The sequence below is a fragment of the Rickettsia sp. 109562A South Dakota genome, assembly GCF_055791265.1.
The window spans coordinates 1128469-1144840 of sequence record NZ_CM147703.1 but is presented as its reverse complement, the minus strand read 5'-3'; the positions used below and the strand labels follow the sequence as shown (position 1 = coordinate 1144840).

Sequence of the window (16372 nt, the reverse complement as noted above, 5' to 3'; positions counted from 1 at the left end):
TAGTTAGTAATTTTATGATAATACTAATTATTTTTAAAACCTAATAATTTTTGTTTTTCACTATTAATTATTTGTTCAACCTTATCATTAAGTATACGTACATCTGTTTGCTCTACCTCTTCTTTTTCTATTACTCCAATAATTTTTACCTTTATAGTTCCAGGCTGCTTAAACCAAAAACCTCTAGGCCAAAATAAACCGGCATTATGAGCCATCATCACAATTGGAACTTTAGTAATTGAAGCAAGCTTTACGGCACTTGGCTTAAATTTTACCGTTCTATCAGGCGGGACTTTGGTTGATTCCGGAAATATTATTAACCATAATCCTTCTTTTATTTTTTCCTGACCTTCTCTTAAAATCTGAGCAACCGAGCTATTAGTACCTCGATCCACCGCAATCGGTTTAACCATCCGAAGCCCCCAACCAAGCAAGGGTATATTAAATAATTCACGCTTTAATACCCAAGAATGTTTAGGAATAATCAACTGCATAAACATTTGATCCCAAAAGGATTGGTGATTAGACACGACTATTGAGATTGTTTTCGGTAATTTCTCAAGCCCCTCTACTTCATATTTAAGACCGCAACAAATTTTTGCAAGCCACACAAAAGCATAAGAGAAGATAAGGGCAATTTTATATCTTATTTGATAGTTGACATTGAAAAATGTTACTGGTATGTAACATATAAGAAAGAAAATAAATGTAAATAACGATAATAATCCGTAAAATGATAAAATTCTTAAACGCCAAAGCATAATTATTAAAATAATTATATTAATTAAAATGGTATTTATAACATAATTTTACAATGAGTAAAATAAAAAGGTATTATAATGAAAAAAACTGTTCTTGCCGGTGTGCAAGCAACCGGTTCTTTACATCTTGGTAACTACTTAGGTTCAATTAGAAACTGGGTTAAAATGCAGGAAGAATATAATTGTTTTTTCTTCTTAGCAGATTTGCATGCTATCACGGTTGATATTAAGCCGTCAGAACTTAATAATTCAATTATGGAGGTTCTTGCAATCTATATAGCAGCAGGGCTAGAGTCCGACAAAGTAACAATTTTTGCACAAAGTATGGTAAAAGAGCATAGCGAGCTTGCTTGGCTACTAAACTGCGTTACACCGCTTGGCTGGTTAAAGCGAATGACGCAATTTAAAGATAAAGCAGGTAGCGATCAAGAAAAAGCGTGCCTTGGATTATTTTCCTATCCGGTACTTATGGCAGCGGATATTTTAATATATAAAGCCGATATAGTGCCTGTCGGTGAAGATCAAAAACAGCATCTAGAGCTAACAAGAGATATTGCAGGTGTGATAAATAGGAAATGTAACAAAGAAATTCTAAAAATACCCGAACCGCTAATTAACGGCTCAGGCACAAGAATCATGAGCTTGCGGGACGGGTTAAAGAAAATGAGTAAATCTGATATTGCGGATTTTTCTCGTATAAATTTGAAAGATGATAACGATCTTATTCATCAAAAAATAAAAAAAGCCAAAACCGATCATTTAAGCTTTGTTAGCTATGATAAAGAGACAAGACCTGAAATTAGTAATTTATTAGATATTTATAGAAGTTTATCCGAAGAAAGTTTGGAAAAAATAATCGATAATTATCAAAATCAAGGATTCGCAAAATTTAAAGAAGATTTAGCAGAAATTATTATTACAAATCTACAACCGATACGTGATACATATTTAGAATTAATGAATAATCAAGAGTATTTATTAAAAATACTTCACAAGGGAGCAGAAAAGGCAAGAATTAGAGCCTCTGAAACGGTAAATGAAGTGAAAGAACAATTTGGATTTGTAATTTAAATTTATATATTTCAAGATTTCCCTTGAAATATACAAGATTATTTGCTATGAATCTTCTTGGATAGGTGGCCGAGCGGTTTAAGGCACTAGTCTTGAAAACTGGCGTACGGGCAACCGTACCGTGGGTTCGAATCCCACCCTATCCGCCAGCTCGTATTCTGCTTAAAATCAAGTTACTTCCAAAAAAATATAAACAGAAACATAATAACTTAGTATGAAGTATTTATAGTGATATTATATCTGTAATATTGCTAAAAGGTTATTATGATGAATAAAGAAGATTTTGATTGTGCATTTAAAATACTAGAATTACAAATAAATATACTAAATCTAAAGTTATAACAAGTAAAACTAGGTTATTACCGACATAATACAGAATTAAAAGCTTTAGCTTCCGAGCTTTTGACATTTCTGAAAAGCATAACAAAATATAACTTTATTCCTCGTATTACATAACGTAAATGCAACTAAATTACATAAAACTTTTAATCATAATTCTTTTGATACAATAATTTTTCAATTTCCTCATTCCGGTAGTAGAGAAGAAGTAAATGGTTTAAATCCAAATTATATTCTTGTTCGTGATTTTATAATTTCTGCCTCTTATGTATTAAAGAAACACGGAGTGATTCTAATTACCATAGTGGATAGCGATTTCTATAATTACATATTTCGATTTGAAAAATTGTCACAAGAATTAAGAATATTTACCCCTATTAAATATAAATTTGATCCAAAAGATTACCCGGAATATATACACACTATGACTAATTAAGATGAAAGTGCAATTGAAGACTATTCTAAATTTGCTACTTGGGAACTTAAATTATGAGTCAACTTAGTCTTTTTGATGACCAAATAATTATTTCGGGACTAAAATATATTGCAGAATATATAACAGTAGAACAAGAGGATAAGCTCATAAAATTAATAGATAGTAACCCGTGGATTACTGAATTAAAACGTAGAGTTCAGCATTACGGCTATAAATATGATTATAAAAACCGTTCTATAGATCAATCATATTATTTAGGTCTCTTACCTAAGTGGCTACAGGTTATAGCTGATGAACTTTATAAACAAAATATTTTTAACGAACTCCCAAATCAAGTAATTATAAATGAATATAGGCCGGGACAAGGCATCGCCTCTCCCATATAGATTGTATACCTTGCTTTTCAGATACCGTATGTTCACTAAGCTTAGGCGGGAGCTGTGTTATGGAGCTAACAAATGATAAAACAAAACATTCTATTCTACTTAAGCCTAGAAGTTTATTAGTTTTTAAAAATGCAGCAAGATATGTATGGAAGCATGGGATTGTACCTAGAAAGAGTGATAATAAAATAATGCGTAATAGACGTGTATCTTTAACTTTTAGGAAAGTAATCTTTATAAAATCAATAGTTTTTATTTAAATACTAAAATCACCCTATCCGTCATCTTATTGTTGTCTTGCTTAATTTATTGATACTAATTCTCATTCTATATTACCCATTAGTTCAGCATCATTAAATTCGATAAACTGCCTTGCTACTATATTTGCATCATTAGGAATTATAGTAGGAGTATATGGAATCAACTCTTCCTCATTCCCGTTGAATATTTTATCCCTTCTTGCAATAATTTATTTACTTGTAGTTTATGTATATCATTCATTGCCTGATTAGGTTTAATATATACCTGCCCCGGTAATAAATTTGTACCTATAGTAACTTGGCTTGAAGATTCGCCTAGAATAATTACTACGCTATTTTGATTTTCTAAGGCTGCTCCTAAATAACTATTAAATACACTTTTTCCTCCAAATACAAAATTTACAAATATTGGGTTTACTCCTTCTGATTTAACTCCATCTAGGAATTTTTGACTAACTTTATCTAATTGATCTTCTTTTTTATGTACCGAAAGTTTTTCTTTAGTTTCCGGGTTATATTGACCGGTTCTAGGACCGTTAGTTGCTAAAAGTATCATATTTTGATCTTTTGCAATTTTAGCTAACTGCTTTCCTAACTCATATGTGTCATTTTCTGTATAAAATTTTATATTTCCTTGTGCATCCGGTGCATCCGCCTGCCAAACAAGTAATTATACAACCGTTGGAAGAAAGAGGAATCTTTTCATCATTTTTTAAATCATTATAATCTTTTATACATTCTTCTTTTGTAAGATTATGAGGTATACCTGCTCTTCGTTTAAAGCATAAAAAGGCAATGATATTGTATCTAAAATTTTTAGATTTGCCTTTACTTCCGTTGGTAGCTGATGCCCACTCCAAATAAATTTACTACTGTTTTTCATTGATTTTAAAATGTCAAATCCTTTAATCCCATCAAGCCCTGCACCTATAAAATGACTTGCTTTTGTGTCTGATTAGTATTTATTTGAGTATGACTTAAGTCTTCAATATTTATATCAGCATTCTCAACTTTAAAGCCTTCTTTTTCATAGCCTTTCTGCAATGCTGCTCTAATTCCCAATGCATTACTGTTGTCACCCATATATTGAGAACTAAGCAGTGCTACAAGTAAAATTGTTTTCATATAATTCCTCGATTAATTTAAATATTATTTGCTATTATCGTTCTAATTCACTCAACATCATTTTAGCAGCTTTTATGCCTGCTTCTTTTGAGGTTTTTATATTGGTAGTTTCAGTATGGAAAGTTATTTTACTGCCGTCAAGGTTACCGAGCATAAAATCGGTTTTTATATTATCTTTATCTAAATATTTAGAGTAAGCAGCAATCGGCGTGCGACAATTGGCATCTAGATATTCTAAAAATGCTCTTTCAGGCTTTATTAATTCAAAGGTAGGAAGATGATTAATTTGGTTGCATATCTCAAGCATAGCATTATCATCTTTTCTAATCTCAACTGCCACGACTCCCTGCCCTATACACGGCAACATCTGTGAATACTCTATCAAATGACAATATTGAGGATTAAATGCATTAAGTCTTTTCAGCCCTGCATATGCTAAAATCGTTGCATCAACTTCACCATTCATTAGCTTTTTTATTCTTGAATCAACATTCCCTCTAAAAACCGTTACCTTTAAATCAGATCTTATTTTTTGGATAAATGCTTTTCTTCGTACTGCCGAGCTACCTATTACGGCATTTTGCGGCAGCTCTTCTATAGATTTATATTTTAGACAAACAAAAACATCTCTAGGGTCTTCACGCTCTAAAACGGCAGCAATTATTAAATCTTCAGGAATCCTTCCAGGCACATCCTTTAAAGAATGAACGGCTAAGTCAATCTTTTTATCAAGTAAAGCTTGCTCTATTTCCTTTAAAAATAAGGCTTTACCGCCTATATCGTATAAGGGTTTATTTTGGATTAAATCACCGCTAGTAGTAATCGGCACTATTTCACAATTAATATCAGGAAAAAATTGCTTGATTTGCTGAATAACTAAATTAGTTTGAATTAAAGCAAGCGGACTTTTTCTTGTACCTATTCTGATAGAATTTGTCATTCGTTTTCTATTATTTCAAAAGGACTAGTAAAACTTAAAACACTATCGCTTATAATTACTTCATGATTCATAATAATTGGATGATTTATCTCACCATGCTCTATTCCTTCAGCTTTATAAGCTTCTATATTTTGGATATGCTTTAAGCAGAAATCTTTTATACTCGATCCTATTAATTCATCTCCTTTAGTAAAATCACCGAAAATTATCGCTTCTATACCATCAAATATACCGGCATTTTTTAACTGCACTAGATTACGATGTACTGCATAGGCTTTTTCATTAACGTCTTCAAGCAGTAATATATTACCTTTTTTAGGTTAATAGAAGTTCCTATTAACTTGCTAAAAACCGTTAAATTGCCGCCTATTATTTTAACCTGTTCATTTTCCATGGCTTCTTTAAACATTCTCACCCTTTCTGCTTCTGTATCGGCAAAAAATGGTAATTCATCACCTGAGAAAATCCTATCATCTACTAAAGTTTTAAACCCTTGTAAAGCTAGCATTTTAATAGCTTCCTTTAATTTATCCTGTGCATCCGGACAACCTAACGCAGGAGCTATTATAGATATAAAATCTTGTTGTTTGTTAAAAATAATTTTCTTCATAGATAAGGATTCTAATTTATGGCTCGATTTTACGTCATTGCGAGGAAAAATTGTAAATTTTGACGAAGCAAGGAAGAATAAAAATGCTAATTTTTAGCATTTTTTGATTTTTTTTTTTGGATAATAAGTAAATGCTGTAACAAAAAGTACTATAAACTTATTTTATTCCCAAATAATTAAAAACCAAGTTCACTGTGTGAACCTAATCGTATTAATTCCAATGTGTCAGTATCAGGTTTTCTATAAATTAATACTAAATCTAGCTTAATATGACCATCTCTACAATCTTTCCAATTACCTATAAGAGCATGATCGCTCATATGTACAGGTAATGTTATATCAGCAATCAAGTACTTAACTGCTTTCAGTATAGATATAATCCAAATTTATTCAATAGAGTTCTTTCCACACTCGCTTATAGAGAGGAATTTAAAGGAGACACGGAACACAGCACCGCAGCGTACATAGAAGTACGTGAGGATGCGAGTACCGGATCGACGTATAAATACCTCTAGAAGTAGAGTTTCGAAAGAACTCTAATGTTTTCTACGTTTTTCACGCTTGTAGTCACGTTTAAACTGTATAGTACGTTTAATCGTTCTCATTTAATCGGATAACAAATTATTTATATTACCAATATGAACTAATTTACCGCTTCTTGCAGTTTTCATGGCTTTAATTGTTTCATCATTTGGGATAAGCGGTTCAAATGGCAATGCTTTTTCACGAGCAACACGAAATAAAAGCATACGAACAGCATCGGATAAAGTAAGCCCCATGGCAGCAAGTACTAAAGCTGCTTCTTCTTTCACGTCTTCATTAATACGGGCTCGCACAATAGAATCAGCAGACATAAAAATTTTCTTTTAAAGAATGTAGCTACATTGTAGCACATATATTAAAAACTTTCAAGATTAAAAAACAAAAATAAATCATATAAATATAACTCAATACAATTGCTTTGCTCCTTTCAGTCGCTCACAAGGTATCATAAAAATAAACTTAGTCTTTCCCTGCTTATCGTTTTCTGCCCAAATTTTTCCAGCATGCAAAGTTCTATTACTTTCTTACATAATGCAAGCCCTACTCCTCTGCCTCCTGCCGGCGTGCGTGTTTTAGAGCTTACGACAAATACACCGAATATAGTTTGTAATTCTTCTTTCGGTATTCCTATTCCATCGTCTTTTATACTGAATAAAATATTATCTTCCTGCATGTGTAGATCAATTTTTATTATTCCCTCACTACAATAGCTTATAGCATTAATAATTACATTATCGAATGTGTGTTTAATATAATGAGGATCACAGTTAAATATTATATTTTCTTCAATATCAGGTATAAAATTTAGGGTTTTGCCGTTTAGATATAGTTTCTTACATATTTGAATTCTTTCGTGTAGCAATTCGCTTAAGTTTATATTTTCTTTATTTAATTTATAATTCAGACTGGATAATTTTGAAAAATCTAGAATATTATTTATCAAGCTATTTAATTCTAATAGAGCTTTTAGCTATAATCTCTACGGCATTGCGACGCTGATCTTCATTAAATTTATCATAATTACCCCATAAGGTTCCACCAAGGCTAATAAATACCGGTTAGCGGCGTATTTATTTCATGGTTTATATTACGTAAAAATTCATGTTTCAAATCAAGTAATTTTTCGAGTTCCTGTTCTCTATAATTAACTCTATTGCCTAAATGAGCATTGTGCAGCTTAATTAATCTTTCTTGCTCTAGCCTTGGTTTTAAGAATACTATTAAAAGACTACTAAATAAGGTTAAGAAATATATTACTTTTAACTGGAAGCTGTCTATACTAATTAATAACTTCTCATCCATAAAATATTTATAAAACTCTATACTAGCAAACACGCCGGTAACGGGTCATAAGTAAAGTAGCTTGCCACCTGAATATCGTTGCAATTATAAGTAAGTTAATTATCGAACTCATTAATTGCAACTGATCAAAACTACTTGATATAACAAGTAAACTACCGAAAAATATTAATATAACGAAAATAGCAACAAACCAAGATAAAGATATAATATAATTCTTTTTAAACTTTAAAGACCATAAAGGATAAGTGATTAATATTGCGGCAGTTATTAAGTGTGGTATGGTAAATAATGTTATATATCTCCAAATGGTTCATTATTCTGCTATTGGGCGTGGTATATAAAGATGAGAACATCGATATTAAAATAAATATACCGACATAACTATAAGTAATTTCCTTACTAGGTAGGGTACTTTCCCAATATTTAAAGATGTTAAAATTCTTAAGATCACGGAGTAAAGTCAAAAATTTTCTTTTTCTCTCTTGCTGATTATTTTAACGGCTAACGGCTCTTTTAAAGAACTAAAACCCCCTGGTTGCTTTAAAATATAATGGCTTCCAAGGAAAAAGAGTAAATTTACGATAGTTGCGGGTAATATCGGATAAATACCTAAAACCGCTCTTAAAGAAAATATTTGCCACAATATAATAGTTAATATTGCAGCAATCATACCGATAAAAAAACTTTTGGCAGTTGATTTAAAACCGTATATTAACAAAATTAACGATAAGGTGATTAGCGGCAAATAGATACTGGTTAATAATAAAAATAGATTTATTAAATCTTTCGTATAGAGCGATATAATAAAACCTATTAAGCCTATAGTAATTGCCGTTATATAATTATACTTTAGAGAAGTTTTTTTAATGATGTCATTAGTAAAAGTTATAGCTGCAACGTTAATATAAGAGTTAGTACTTGAGATTATCATTGCCATAATAACACCAACTATTAACCCCTTAAATCCTATATAACTTTTAATAATCCGTAAAAACAATTGATTAGTATCGACACCAGGATTTTGCGAGAGTAGTAATATCACAATCCAAATAAATAAAGCGGATAAGCAAAGGCAAATAATTGCCGAAATAAAAAAAGTTTTTGATATTTGTTTTGTATCTTTTGCCATCAATATTCTTTGAAAGATTGAAGGACCAAGCGACGGAATCGCAAAATATATAAAAATATTTAAAGATATCCAAAATTTAGGACTAGTATGGTGAAACAATCCTTGTAAATCAGTCAGACGAGTTTGTACATTTGAGTCTATAGTTATATGCGGGGCGCTAAAAACATTCCATACGATAATTCCTATTACCGGAATAACGGCACTATAGGTAAAAAACTGTACCGCTTCAGTAAAAGTAACCGATTTTACGCCACCAAAAGCAGAATAGCTTATTATTACGGTGGCTATACATAAATCTATGTAAAAATTTGAAATATTAAAGAATAGCTGTAATATTAAGCTTGCTACATGGAATTGCATAGCAATCCTACCTATAGCCATTAATATACTAACTACCGATGTAAGAATACGAACTTTGTTGCCGTACGCCTCCCCTATTATTTCCGCTGCCGATAAGCTACCCAAAAAATTCTCAAAACGAGGAGCTATAAAGTAACTAATTAATAACCAACTAACGACGCTACCGAATATACTAGGTAATAAGTAAAACAAGCCATCCGTATATATTCTTGAATTATCAATTAAAAAAGTACTAGTACCGATCCAAGTAGCAATAAGAGTGGCAACTATCGTACCTGTGGAAAAATCCCTTTTCCCTATCGCATATTCACGAATATTGTTTATATTTTTGATATTTAGAAGTCCAACTAGCAAATTAATCGCTAAAAAGCTAGTAAAAACAATGATATCTATATTTGGCATAGAGTTAAGTTATCAGGTAGCAATAAAGAATTTTCTATGCAAATAATAATAAAGATAAAAAAGAAACAAACAATATTTTTGTAAAGTTAAAGAATATAGGCTTTGTTGCACGGCTCGTTTTATGTCATTCCTGCGAAAGCAGGAATCCAGTAAAACATATAAAAACTTGTTTTTTTATATGTTTATTTTATCAAATATATAATTTTTGTACCAATGTTAAGGTTATTTTTCTGGATCCCCGTCTATGCAGGGATGACATCGAGTGCGTTTTTCGAGTCATGCAACAAGACCAAGCCGTCGCATGAATGACATAGAAAGTCATGACTAGTACACTATAAATAGACTATTTTTTATTCATAAAGATTAAACTCTTCTACCGCCTGACCTAATGATGTTACAGTATAATCATTATTATACCAAGTTGTGTATACATCAAGTGCATTATGACAATCATCATAATCAACTATAGATGTTTTTTTTCTTCTAATACATCTGCAGCAGTTTTATTACCAACCATCTTGATACTTGGATCAAACGGCGGTTTATTTTCTTTATTTAATAAAACTTTTAAAGTTGGAAGTTTTGGGGTATTAGCATTCTTTTCTGATTTATTTAAAAATAAATGATGAACAGACGTAGCTTTAAGCTCATGTTCCACTGTACAGTTTATACCGGCCTACAGGAAATGTTATTTTATACTTCTCACTACTCACAGAATTTACATTACCACCATTGTTTACTAAAACTTCTACAACTTTATCGTCATTATAATCACTATACCAATGTAGTACAGTCCTGCCGGTTTTATCTTCAAGATTTATATCAGGTTTTGTTTGCATATTTTTTATGCATTTTTCCAAGAAATCAGCTCCTAATTCACCAAGCCATGCTACTGGATTGGAACCAAAATTACTATCGTCCTTAATGTTAGGATTAAACTTTTCTTGTTTAACTATTTTTTCTATTATAGGCTCAACTACAGTTAATAATTCTTGTGATTTAATAGGTAATATTTTATTCATAAGCATTACGATCATATTACTAGAATCTTTAAAGTCATAATTTTCTAATGTTTTTTCTACTAACTTATGTACATTCTCAGTTAATTTTTTAAAATTTGTTGTAGCTAAAAATTTATGCCCTACATCTGAAATTTTAGAAATATTTTCTTGAATTTGTAAAGAACCTTGAACTAATATATTATTTGCTTCAAGTGAAGGGTTAGCTCCAAATTTCAGCAAATTTTCAACTATTTTATTATATTTATCCATTTGAGCTTGAAATAAATTTATATTTTGATTATTTGGCTTATTAGCAATAAGTTGATATTTATTGCAGAATATAAAGCAGTATGATTATCTTGACCAAGATCATTAATATCTAAACCTACCGACCTTCCGGCTTTAATTTTTCGATTTGTGTCTTACGGAACTCATCAGAAATATGTGATTCCATTAAAACACGGAAAAAATTATGAATTTGTGCTTTCTCAGCTGAAACAAATTTATTCATTATTTGAGGATTATTATGAAATATTCCCATTACCTTAGAGCTATTACTCCAAACTCCCCATTCAAATATAGTATTACCGTTTGCATCTTTCTTATCCCAATTAGTTTCAGGAATAGAAATCATTTTTTCTAATATCTGTAATGTAATATTTTCTAAAGCATTTTTAACATTCTGATCTTGTTGGTTAGGTATCAAGCTGCAAAGAGTTTCAAAAATATTAAGGTTATTGTTAACATCATTAATATTAGTTCCGTTTAATATAGCCGGTATTTGTTGTATGTTTTGTATATTTCCTGAATTTAGTAATTGAAAAGGTGTATACATAAAAAAGCTCCAAAATTTATATTATATTTTACAATAAAATTACCATGAAACATGGTTTTTTCATTTACGCTTTTAAAATATATAAAAAGTTACTAAATATCAATAAATTATTAAATTTAATACCAAGGTGCTAATGATAGCTCTATGCTAATCCCTTTAACGGTAATACCAGATTCTTTAACGGCAAGATATTTTTCTTCTCTAATTAAAGCGAGTGCTTTATTACGGTAACTTGAGCATATTACGCCGATTTTATCTTTATATGCGAGTATTTCTTCATCTTTAACTAATGAGGATAAATCTTCATCTGCTATAACTTTATATATCTTTCTTCTTATAACCCCTTGATATTTAGCTCTTGAAATGACTTCTTGTCCTACATAACAACCTTTATCGTAGCTAATCCCGTTTAATTCTTCACCGCCGTATAAAATCGGGATGGATTTATCGAAAGATAAATCTTCTACACCGTCTATTATTGCAAAATTATATTTATCTTCTAGGTATATTGGATTCCCGCCTTCGCGGGAATGACATAGGGGGCGAGAATGACATAAAGGGTCGAGAGTATCTTTTAATGTTCCATTTACTATTGAACGAAAACCAAGCTTAGTATAGCGAGGATCACGAGATGTAACTAACGTGTCTATATCTAATTTTTGATGTGCGTAGATCACTTTATATTCGTCACTGCAGTCTATTATTTGTATTTTGGAACGAAATTTATAGAAATTTAAATGATCTATCAAAGCAGCTTTATTACTTTTATCAATATCAAGGTAAATTTCCTCAAAGTTATGAATATACACAAAAAAATCAAATAGGTATCTTCCTTGATTGTTAAGTAAATAAGTATAACAGTATTTACTTTTATTTATATCGTTAGTAACAAGATTTTGTAGGAATTTTACTGAATCTAAACCTATTATTTTAATGACCTCTCTATCACTTAATATTTCATACATAATTATAATATTATTGACTTTATACGTGCCTAACTACTATACTCTAAATTTATATAAATTAAACTTAATAATCATGAGATGTTCATCTTACTGTACTTCTTCCGAATATAAGATGAGTGATCTAGTTACTAATTTAAAAAAGATTGGTCTTGAACCTCAACATTTTGACGATGTTTTATATATTCGGAAAGAGATAAATAAAGATTCTGATTTTATAGAGATATTTTTCTTTCCGTTTGGTTGCGTAACTATTTGGGGCGGTGATGAAATTCAAGAAAAAATAGTTTTAAGCGATACTGATTTAGTAACGGTAAATAAGCTTAAAGAACCGGTATCAGATTATATTTATTTTGAATATAATACGGCAGTCGAGAAAACCTTTATTGATGAAGAAAAAAATAAAATAATCTTAGCTGATAAATCGGTTTTTGTTAAACTCTCTATTTCTCATGCTCTTGCACAATCAGTTAAGCTTAGCGTTCTTGAGCAATCTGTTAGTAACTTGATTGTTCAGACAACTCCTATACAGCAGGAACTAGCTAGAACCGGTAGCGTATCACTTTCTAAAAAGGAAATATTACAGCAAATAGGTATATTATTTAACGAACGTTATTCAATTAGTCTGCATAGCGATATATTCGATACTCCGGAATTCTTTTGGCGTCGCCCGAGCTATGAGCCTCTATATCTCATGACGGCAGAGTTTCAAGACATAGCAATACGGCAAAATATAATGAATCATCGTCTTAATATGATTCATGAGCTTTTAGACATTCTTTCAAACGATCTTAATTATAAACATTCTACCAAACTTGAGTGGATCATTATTATTTTAATTGGTCTTGAAGTTGTTTTATCTTTATCTCGTACTAATCTTTTCTTAAAAATTATCGGAGCTTTATAGAATCGCTTCTATGCAAATTATCGATAATCACAAAACATTAGAAGAAGTTTGTAAACAGTTAGCAAGTAAGACATGCTTAAGCATAGATACGGAATTTGAGCGTCGCTATACTTATTATGCTCAGCTTAGTATAATTCAAGTTAAAGCAGAAAATTATTGCGGAATAATTGATGCATTAAGCAATTTGGATCTGAATATTTTTAATAAGCTGCTTGCAGACAATAATATTACTAAAATATTTCATGCTCCTCGTGAAGATTTAGAGATTTTCTATAATTTGTTTAAAACACTACCTTCTAATGTTTTTGATATACAAATTGCGGCAAATATTTGTGGATTCGGTAAACAACTAAGCTATGATGATCTTTGTTATAAACGATTCGGTATTGCTATTGATAAAACTCATCAAAAATCTAACTGGCTAAAACGCCCTATCACTAGTGATATGTTAAATTATGCTATGTTAGACGTGGAGTATTTATATAAGATATATAAAGAGTTAAATAATATAATTATTAGAAATAATTTAGTTAATAAATATCAAACTACTCTTAGTTCTTTGTTAGACGTTAGAAATTATAAGGTTGAGCCGAAAGATGCTTGGAAAAAAATAAAATATAGAAGTGATGATGAGAGCTTTAACCGTAAAATTCAAATACTTGCAGCTTATCGCGAAGAGAATGCACAAACTATAAATATTCCTCGTAAGCATTTTATTTTAGATGAAGATTTAATAAAGCTTTGTAAATACCCGCCGGTAACAAATAAAGATTTTAAAAATCTAAATTTAAAAAGCAAATATTTGCATAAACAAAAATATAAAGATGAAATAATAAGTTTGTGTAATAACTTTTTGGTCATGTTATGATATTATTATAGACCTTATTGTAGAAATCATACCGAGATCACAAATTTAAGCTTACGATCATGAGATTCAACCGGAAAATTATCGCTTAATTGTTCTTTTAAACAAACTCCGGCGGTTAATATATTTCGGTTATTATTTAAATATCGATCAAAATGTCCTTTGCCGTATCCAAGTCTATAACCGTCGCTACTAAATGCAAGACCTGGGATAATAACTAACTCAGGAATAAAAAAATCATTATTTATAGGCTCAAAAGTTTTAAAATCACCTAAAGCCAATGAGTCATTATAATGATAAGGACAATATTTTATCTCATTTTTTATAATTTTCGGTAGGAAAAATTTTATTTCAGGATGTAAGTTTGTTATTTCAAGTAAATTAATTTCATATTTTAGAGGGTAATAGAGACCAACGGTTTGGATTTCTAACTCCTTTAATAAATGGCTAATTTTACTTATTAAGGAGTTTCTGACTAAGCCGGAAGTAATTTTTTCTTGGTTTTTTATTAAAAGATCCTTGAAATAAAGACGCAGTTCTTGCTTGTTCATTATTACTGTCATTCCCATACTCCCCAATGTCATTCCCGCGAAAGCGGGAATGACATTGCAATATCACATATTGATCGTTCTTTTATCCACACTAAGAGCTGCTTCTTTTATAGCTTCGCTTAATGTTGGGTGGGCGTGGCAGGTTCGTGCTATATCTTCCGCTGCTGCTCCGAATTCCATATAAGCGGTAAGCTCAGCAATTAATGTACCTGCATCGGCTCCTATAATATGTGCTCCTAAAACCTTATCGGTTTTACTATCGGCAAGAATTTTAACCATACCTTCTGTACTACCGATCGCTCTTGCTCTACTATTTGCTAAAAACGGAAACTTACCGACTTTATAATTAATGCCTTTTTCTTTTAGCTGCTCTTCCGTTTCACCGACACTTGCTACTTCAGGATAAGTATATATCACGCTTGGAATCAAATTATAATTCACATACCCTGCCTGCCCTGCCACAATTTCCACGGCAGCTACGGCCTCTTCTTCGGCTTTATGAGCAAGCATCGCTCCTTTCACAACATCACCGACTGCGTAAATATTTGAAACGGCTGTTTGGAAATGATCATTAATCTCAATTCTACCTTGCTTATCCGTAATAATACCGACAGACTCAAGCCCCAAATTTTGCGTATAGGCTTTTCTGCCTACTGCCATTAATACCACATCGCTAGTTATTACCGAGCTTTTACCGCCCTCCTCTATTGTCAGATTTACTTTTCCTGATTTTACTTCTGCGTATAATACTTTAGTATTTAGTTTAAACTCTATACCCTGCTTTTGCTGTAACTTCATAAATTGCGTAGCAATTTCTTTATCAAGCATAGGTACAATGCTCGGTGCATATTCAACAACCGTTACTCTAGCTCCTAGGCGACGCCAAACCGAACCGAGTTCTAAGCCTATATACCCCCCGCCGACTACTATTAAGTTCTCAGGTACTTTAGAAAGCTTCAAAGCACCGGTAGATGAAACAATAAATTCCTCATCAATTTTGATATTCGGTATTTCTATGACGCTAGAGCCTGTAGTAATTAAGATATTTTTAGCTTTAATTTGCTCATTATTTACTTCAACGATATTGTTAGAGATAATTTTAGCTTCACCTTTTATCCTAGTAACCTTATTCTTGGCAAATAGGCTTTCTATACCTTTTGTAAGATCAAGAACTACCTTATCTTTATTAGCGAGCATTTTTTGTAAGTCTAATTTTACCTCTGCAGTAATACCGATACTTTCAAAATGCTTTAAAGCTTCTTCATATTTTTCAGAGGAATTAAGTAAAGCTTTTGATGGTATGCATCCTATATTTAAACAAGTGCCGCCAAGAGTATCGTTTTTCTCAATGCACACTACTTTCATATCGAGCTGAGCAGCTCTAATACTGCCTGTATAACCCGCTGGACCGCTACCTATTACCACTAAATCAAATTCTTGCATATTTTTACCTTATATTACTATCAATTTGTCATACCGTGGCTTGACCACGGTATCCAAAAAAAAAATTAAAAAAGACTGGATCCCGCGATCAAGCCGCGGTATGACAATTGTATTGTCTAAGCCACACGGGAATGACATAAACCATAC

18 protein-coding genes, 1 tRNA gene and 3 pseudogenes are annotated in these 16372 nt (G+C 31.3%); 7 read left to right on the top strand and 15 right to left on the bottom strand.

Annotated elements, in window-relative coordinates:
• Window positions 1–23: 23 nt before the first annotated feature.
• Window positions 24–761, bottom strand: coding sequence for a lysophospholipid acyltransferase family protein (locus tag ACIAS7_RS06395; RefSeq protein WP_473198679.1), 738 nt, complete (start codon window positions 759–761; stop codon window positions 24–26).
• 78 nt (window positions 762–839) lie between these two features.
• Between ACIAS7_RS06395 and trpS the strand changes: the two genes are divergently transcribed.
• The 5 genes from trpS (at window position 840) to ACIAS7_RS06370 (ending at window position 3250) form a co-directional block, all read left to right on the top strand.
• On the top strand, window positions 840–1832 hold the full coding sequence (trpS, locus tag ACIAS7_RS06390; RefSeq protein WP_473198678.1) for a tryptophan--tRNA ligase: 993 nt from the start codon (window positions 840–842) through the stop codon (window positions 1830–1832).
• Between the two features lie 59 nt (window positions 1833–1891).
• Window positions 1892–1981: transfer RNA gene (locus ACIAS7_RS06385), tRNA-Ser, on the top strand.
• A gap of 281 nt (window positions 1982–2262) precedes the next feature.
• Entirely contained in the window at window positions 2263–2607 is a 345-nt protein-coding gene (locus tag ACIAS7_RS06380) for a Rossmann-like fold-containing protein (protein WP_473199444.1), read from the top strand.
• Window positions 2608–2660: 53 nt separating this feature from the next.
• Entirely contained in the window at window positions 2661–2993 is a 333-nt protein-coding gene (locus ACIAS7_RS06375) for a 2OG-Fe(II) oxygenase family protein (protein WP_473198677.1), read from the top strand.
• 59 nt (window positions 2994–3052) lie between these two features.
• Entirely contained in the window at window positions 3053–3250 is a 198-nt protein-coding gene (locus tag ACIAS7_RS06370) for an alpha-ketoglutarate-dependent dioxygenase AlkB (RefSeq protein ID WP_473198676.1), read from the top strand.
• Between the two features lie 160 nt (window positions 3251–3410).
• On the opposite strand, the gene ACIAS7_RS06365 is transcribed toward ACIAS7_RS06370, so the two are convergent.
• The 12 genes and pseudogenes from ACIAS7_RS06365 to ygfZ form a co-directional block, all read right to left on the bottom strand.
• On the bottom strand, window positions 3411–3806 hold the full coding sequence (locus tag ACIAS7_RS06365) for a hypothetical protein (RefSeq protein ID WP_473198675.1): 396 nt from the start codon (window positions 3804–3806) through the stop codon (window positions 3411–3413).
• Window positions 3807–3855: 49 nt separating this feature from the next.
• Window positions 3856–4110: a hypothetical protein gene (locus ACIAS7_RS06360; RefSeq protein ID WP_473198674.1), complete on the bottom strand. Its 255-nt coding sequence runs from the start codon at window positions 4108–4110 to the stop codon at window positions 3856–3858.
• A 67-nt stretch (window positions 4111–4177) separates the two neighbouring features.
• Window positions 4178–4375, bottom strand: a complete 198-nt coding sequence (locus tag ACIAS7_RS06355; protein ID WP_473198673.1) for a hypothetical protein — start codon at window positions 4373–4375, stop codon at window positions 4178–4180.
• Between the two features lie 34 nt (window positions 4376–4409).
• Window positions 4410–5315: a hydroxymethylbilane synthase gene (gene hemC / locus ACIAS7_RS06350; RefSeq protein WP_473198672.1), complete on the bottom strand. Its 906-nt coding sequence runs from the start codon at window positions 5313–5315 to the stop codon at window positions 4410–4412.
• Window positions 5312–5925: pseudogene (locus tag ACIAS7_RS06345) on the bottom strand (LD-carboxypeptidase). Before ACIAS7_RS06345 ends, hemC begins: the two are co-directional and overlap by 4 nt.
• A gap of 176 nt (window positions 5926–6101) precedes the next feature.
• Window positions 6102–6245 carry a type II toxin-antitoxin system mRNA interferase toxin, RelE/StbE family gene (locus ACIAS7_RS06340; protein ID WP_473198671.1) on the bottom strand — a complete coding sequence of 48 codons (144 nt, stop codon included), beginning with the start codon at window positions 6243–6245 and terminating at the stop codon, window positions 6102–6104.
• Between the two features lie 271 nt (window positions 6246–6516).
• A pseudogene (locus ACIAS7_RS06335) lies at window positions 6517–6779 on the bottom strand (type II toxin-antitoxin system RelB/DinJ family antitoxin).
• A 93-nt stretch (window positions 6780–6872) separates the two neighbouring features.
• A pseudogene (locus ACIAS7_RS06330) lies at window positions 6873–9661 on the bottom strand (sodium:solute symporter family transporter).
• A 463-nt stretch (window positions 9662–10124) separates the two neighbouring features.
• On the bottom strand, window positions 10125–10319 hold the full coding sequence (locus ACIAS7_RS06325; RefSeq protein WP_473198670.1) for a hypothetical protein: 195 nt from the start codon (window positions 10317–10319) through the stop codon (window positions 10125–10127).
• Window positions 10309–10932, bottom strand: coding sequence for an ankyrin repeat domain-containing protein (locus ACIAS7_RS06320; protein WP_473198669.1), 624 nt, complete (start codon window positions 10930–10932; stop codon window positions 10309–10311). Before ACIAS7_RS06320 ends, ACIAS7_RS06325 begins: the two co-directional genes overlap by 11 nt.
• Window positions 10933–11047: 115 nt before the next feature.
• Complete coding sequence (locus ACIAS7_RS06315; RefSeq protein WP_473198668.1) at window positions 11048–11497, bottom strand: hypothetical protein; 450 nt, start codon at window positions 11495–11497, stop codon at window positions 11048–11050.
• Window positions 11498–11613: 116 nt separating this feature from the next.
• Entirely contained in the window at window positions 11614–12462 is an 849-nt protein-coding gene (gene ygfZ, locus ACIAS7_RS06310) for a CAF17-like 4Fe-4S cluster assembly/insertion protein YgfZ (RefSeq protein ID WP_473198667.1), read from the bottom strand.
• 112 nt (window positions 12463–12574) lie between these two features.
• On the opposite strand from ygfZ, the gene ACIAS7_RS06305 reads away from it, so the two are divergent.
• Window positions 12575–13366: an RMD1 family protein gene (locus ACIAS7_RS06305; RefSeq protein ID WP_473199443.1), complete on the top strand. Its 792-nt coding sequence runs from the start codon at window positions 12575–12577 to the stop codon at window positions 13364–13366.
• 10 nt (window positions 13367–13376) lie between these two features.
• Window positions 13377–14234, top strand: a complete 858-nt coding sequence (locus tag ACIAS7_RS06300; RefSeq protein WP_473198666.1) for a ribonuclease D — start codon at window positions 13377–13379, stop codon at window positions 14232–14234.
• A gap of 26 nt (window positions 14235–14260) precedes the next feature.
• Here ACIAS7_RS06300 and ACIAS7_RS06295 read toward each other — a convergent pair whose 3' ends face one another.
• Both ACIAS7_RS06295 and lpdA read right to left on the bottom strand, forming a co-directional pair.
• Window positions 14261–14782 carry a 5-formyltetrahydrofolate cyclo-ligase gene (locus ACIAS7_RS06295; RefSeq protein WP_473199442.1) on the bottom strand — a complete coding sequence of 174 codons (522 nt, stop codon included), beginning with the start codon at window positions 14780–14782 and terminating at the stop codon, window positions 14261–14263.
• 63 nt (window positions 14783–14845) lie between these two features.
• Window positions 14846–16225 carry a dihydrolipoyl dehydrogenase gene (gene lpdA, locus ACIAS7_RS06290; protein ID WP_473198665.1) on the bottom strand — a complete coding sequence of 460 codons (1380 nt, stop codon included), beginning with the start codon at window positions 16223–16225 and terminating at the stop codon, window positions 14846–14848.
• Between the last annotated feature and the right edge of the window lie 147 nt (window positions 16226–16372).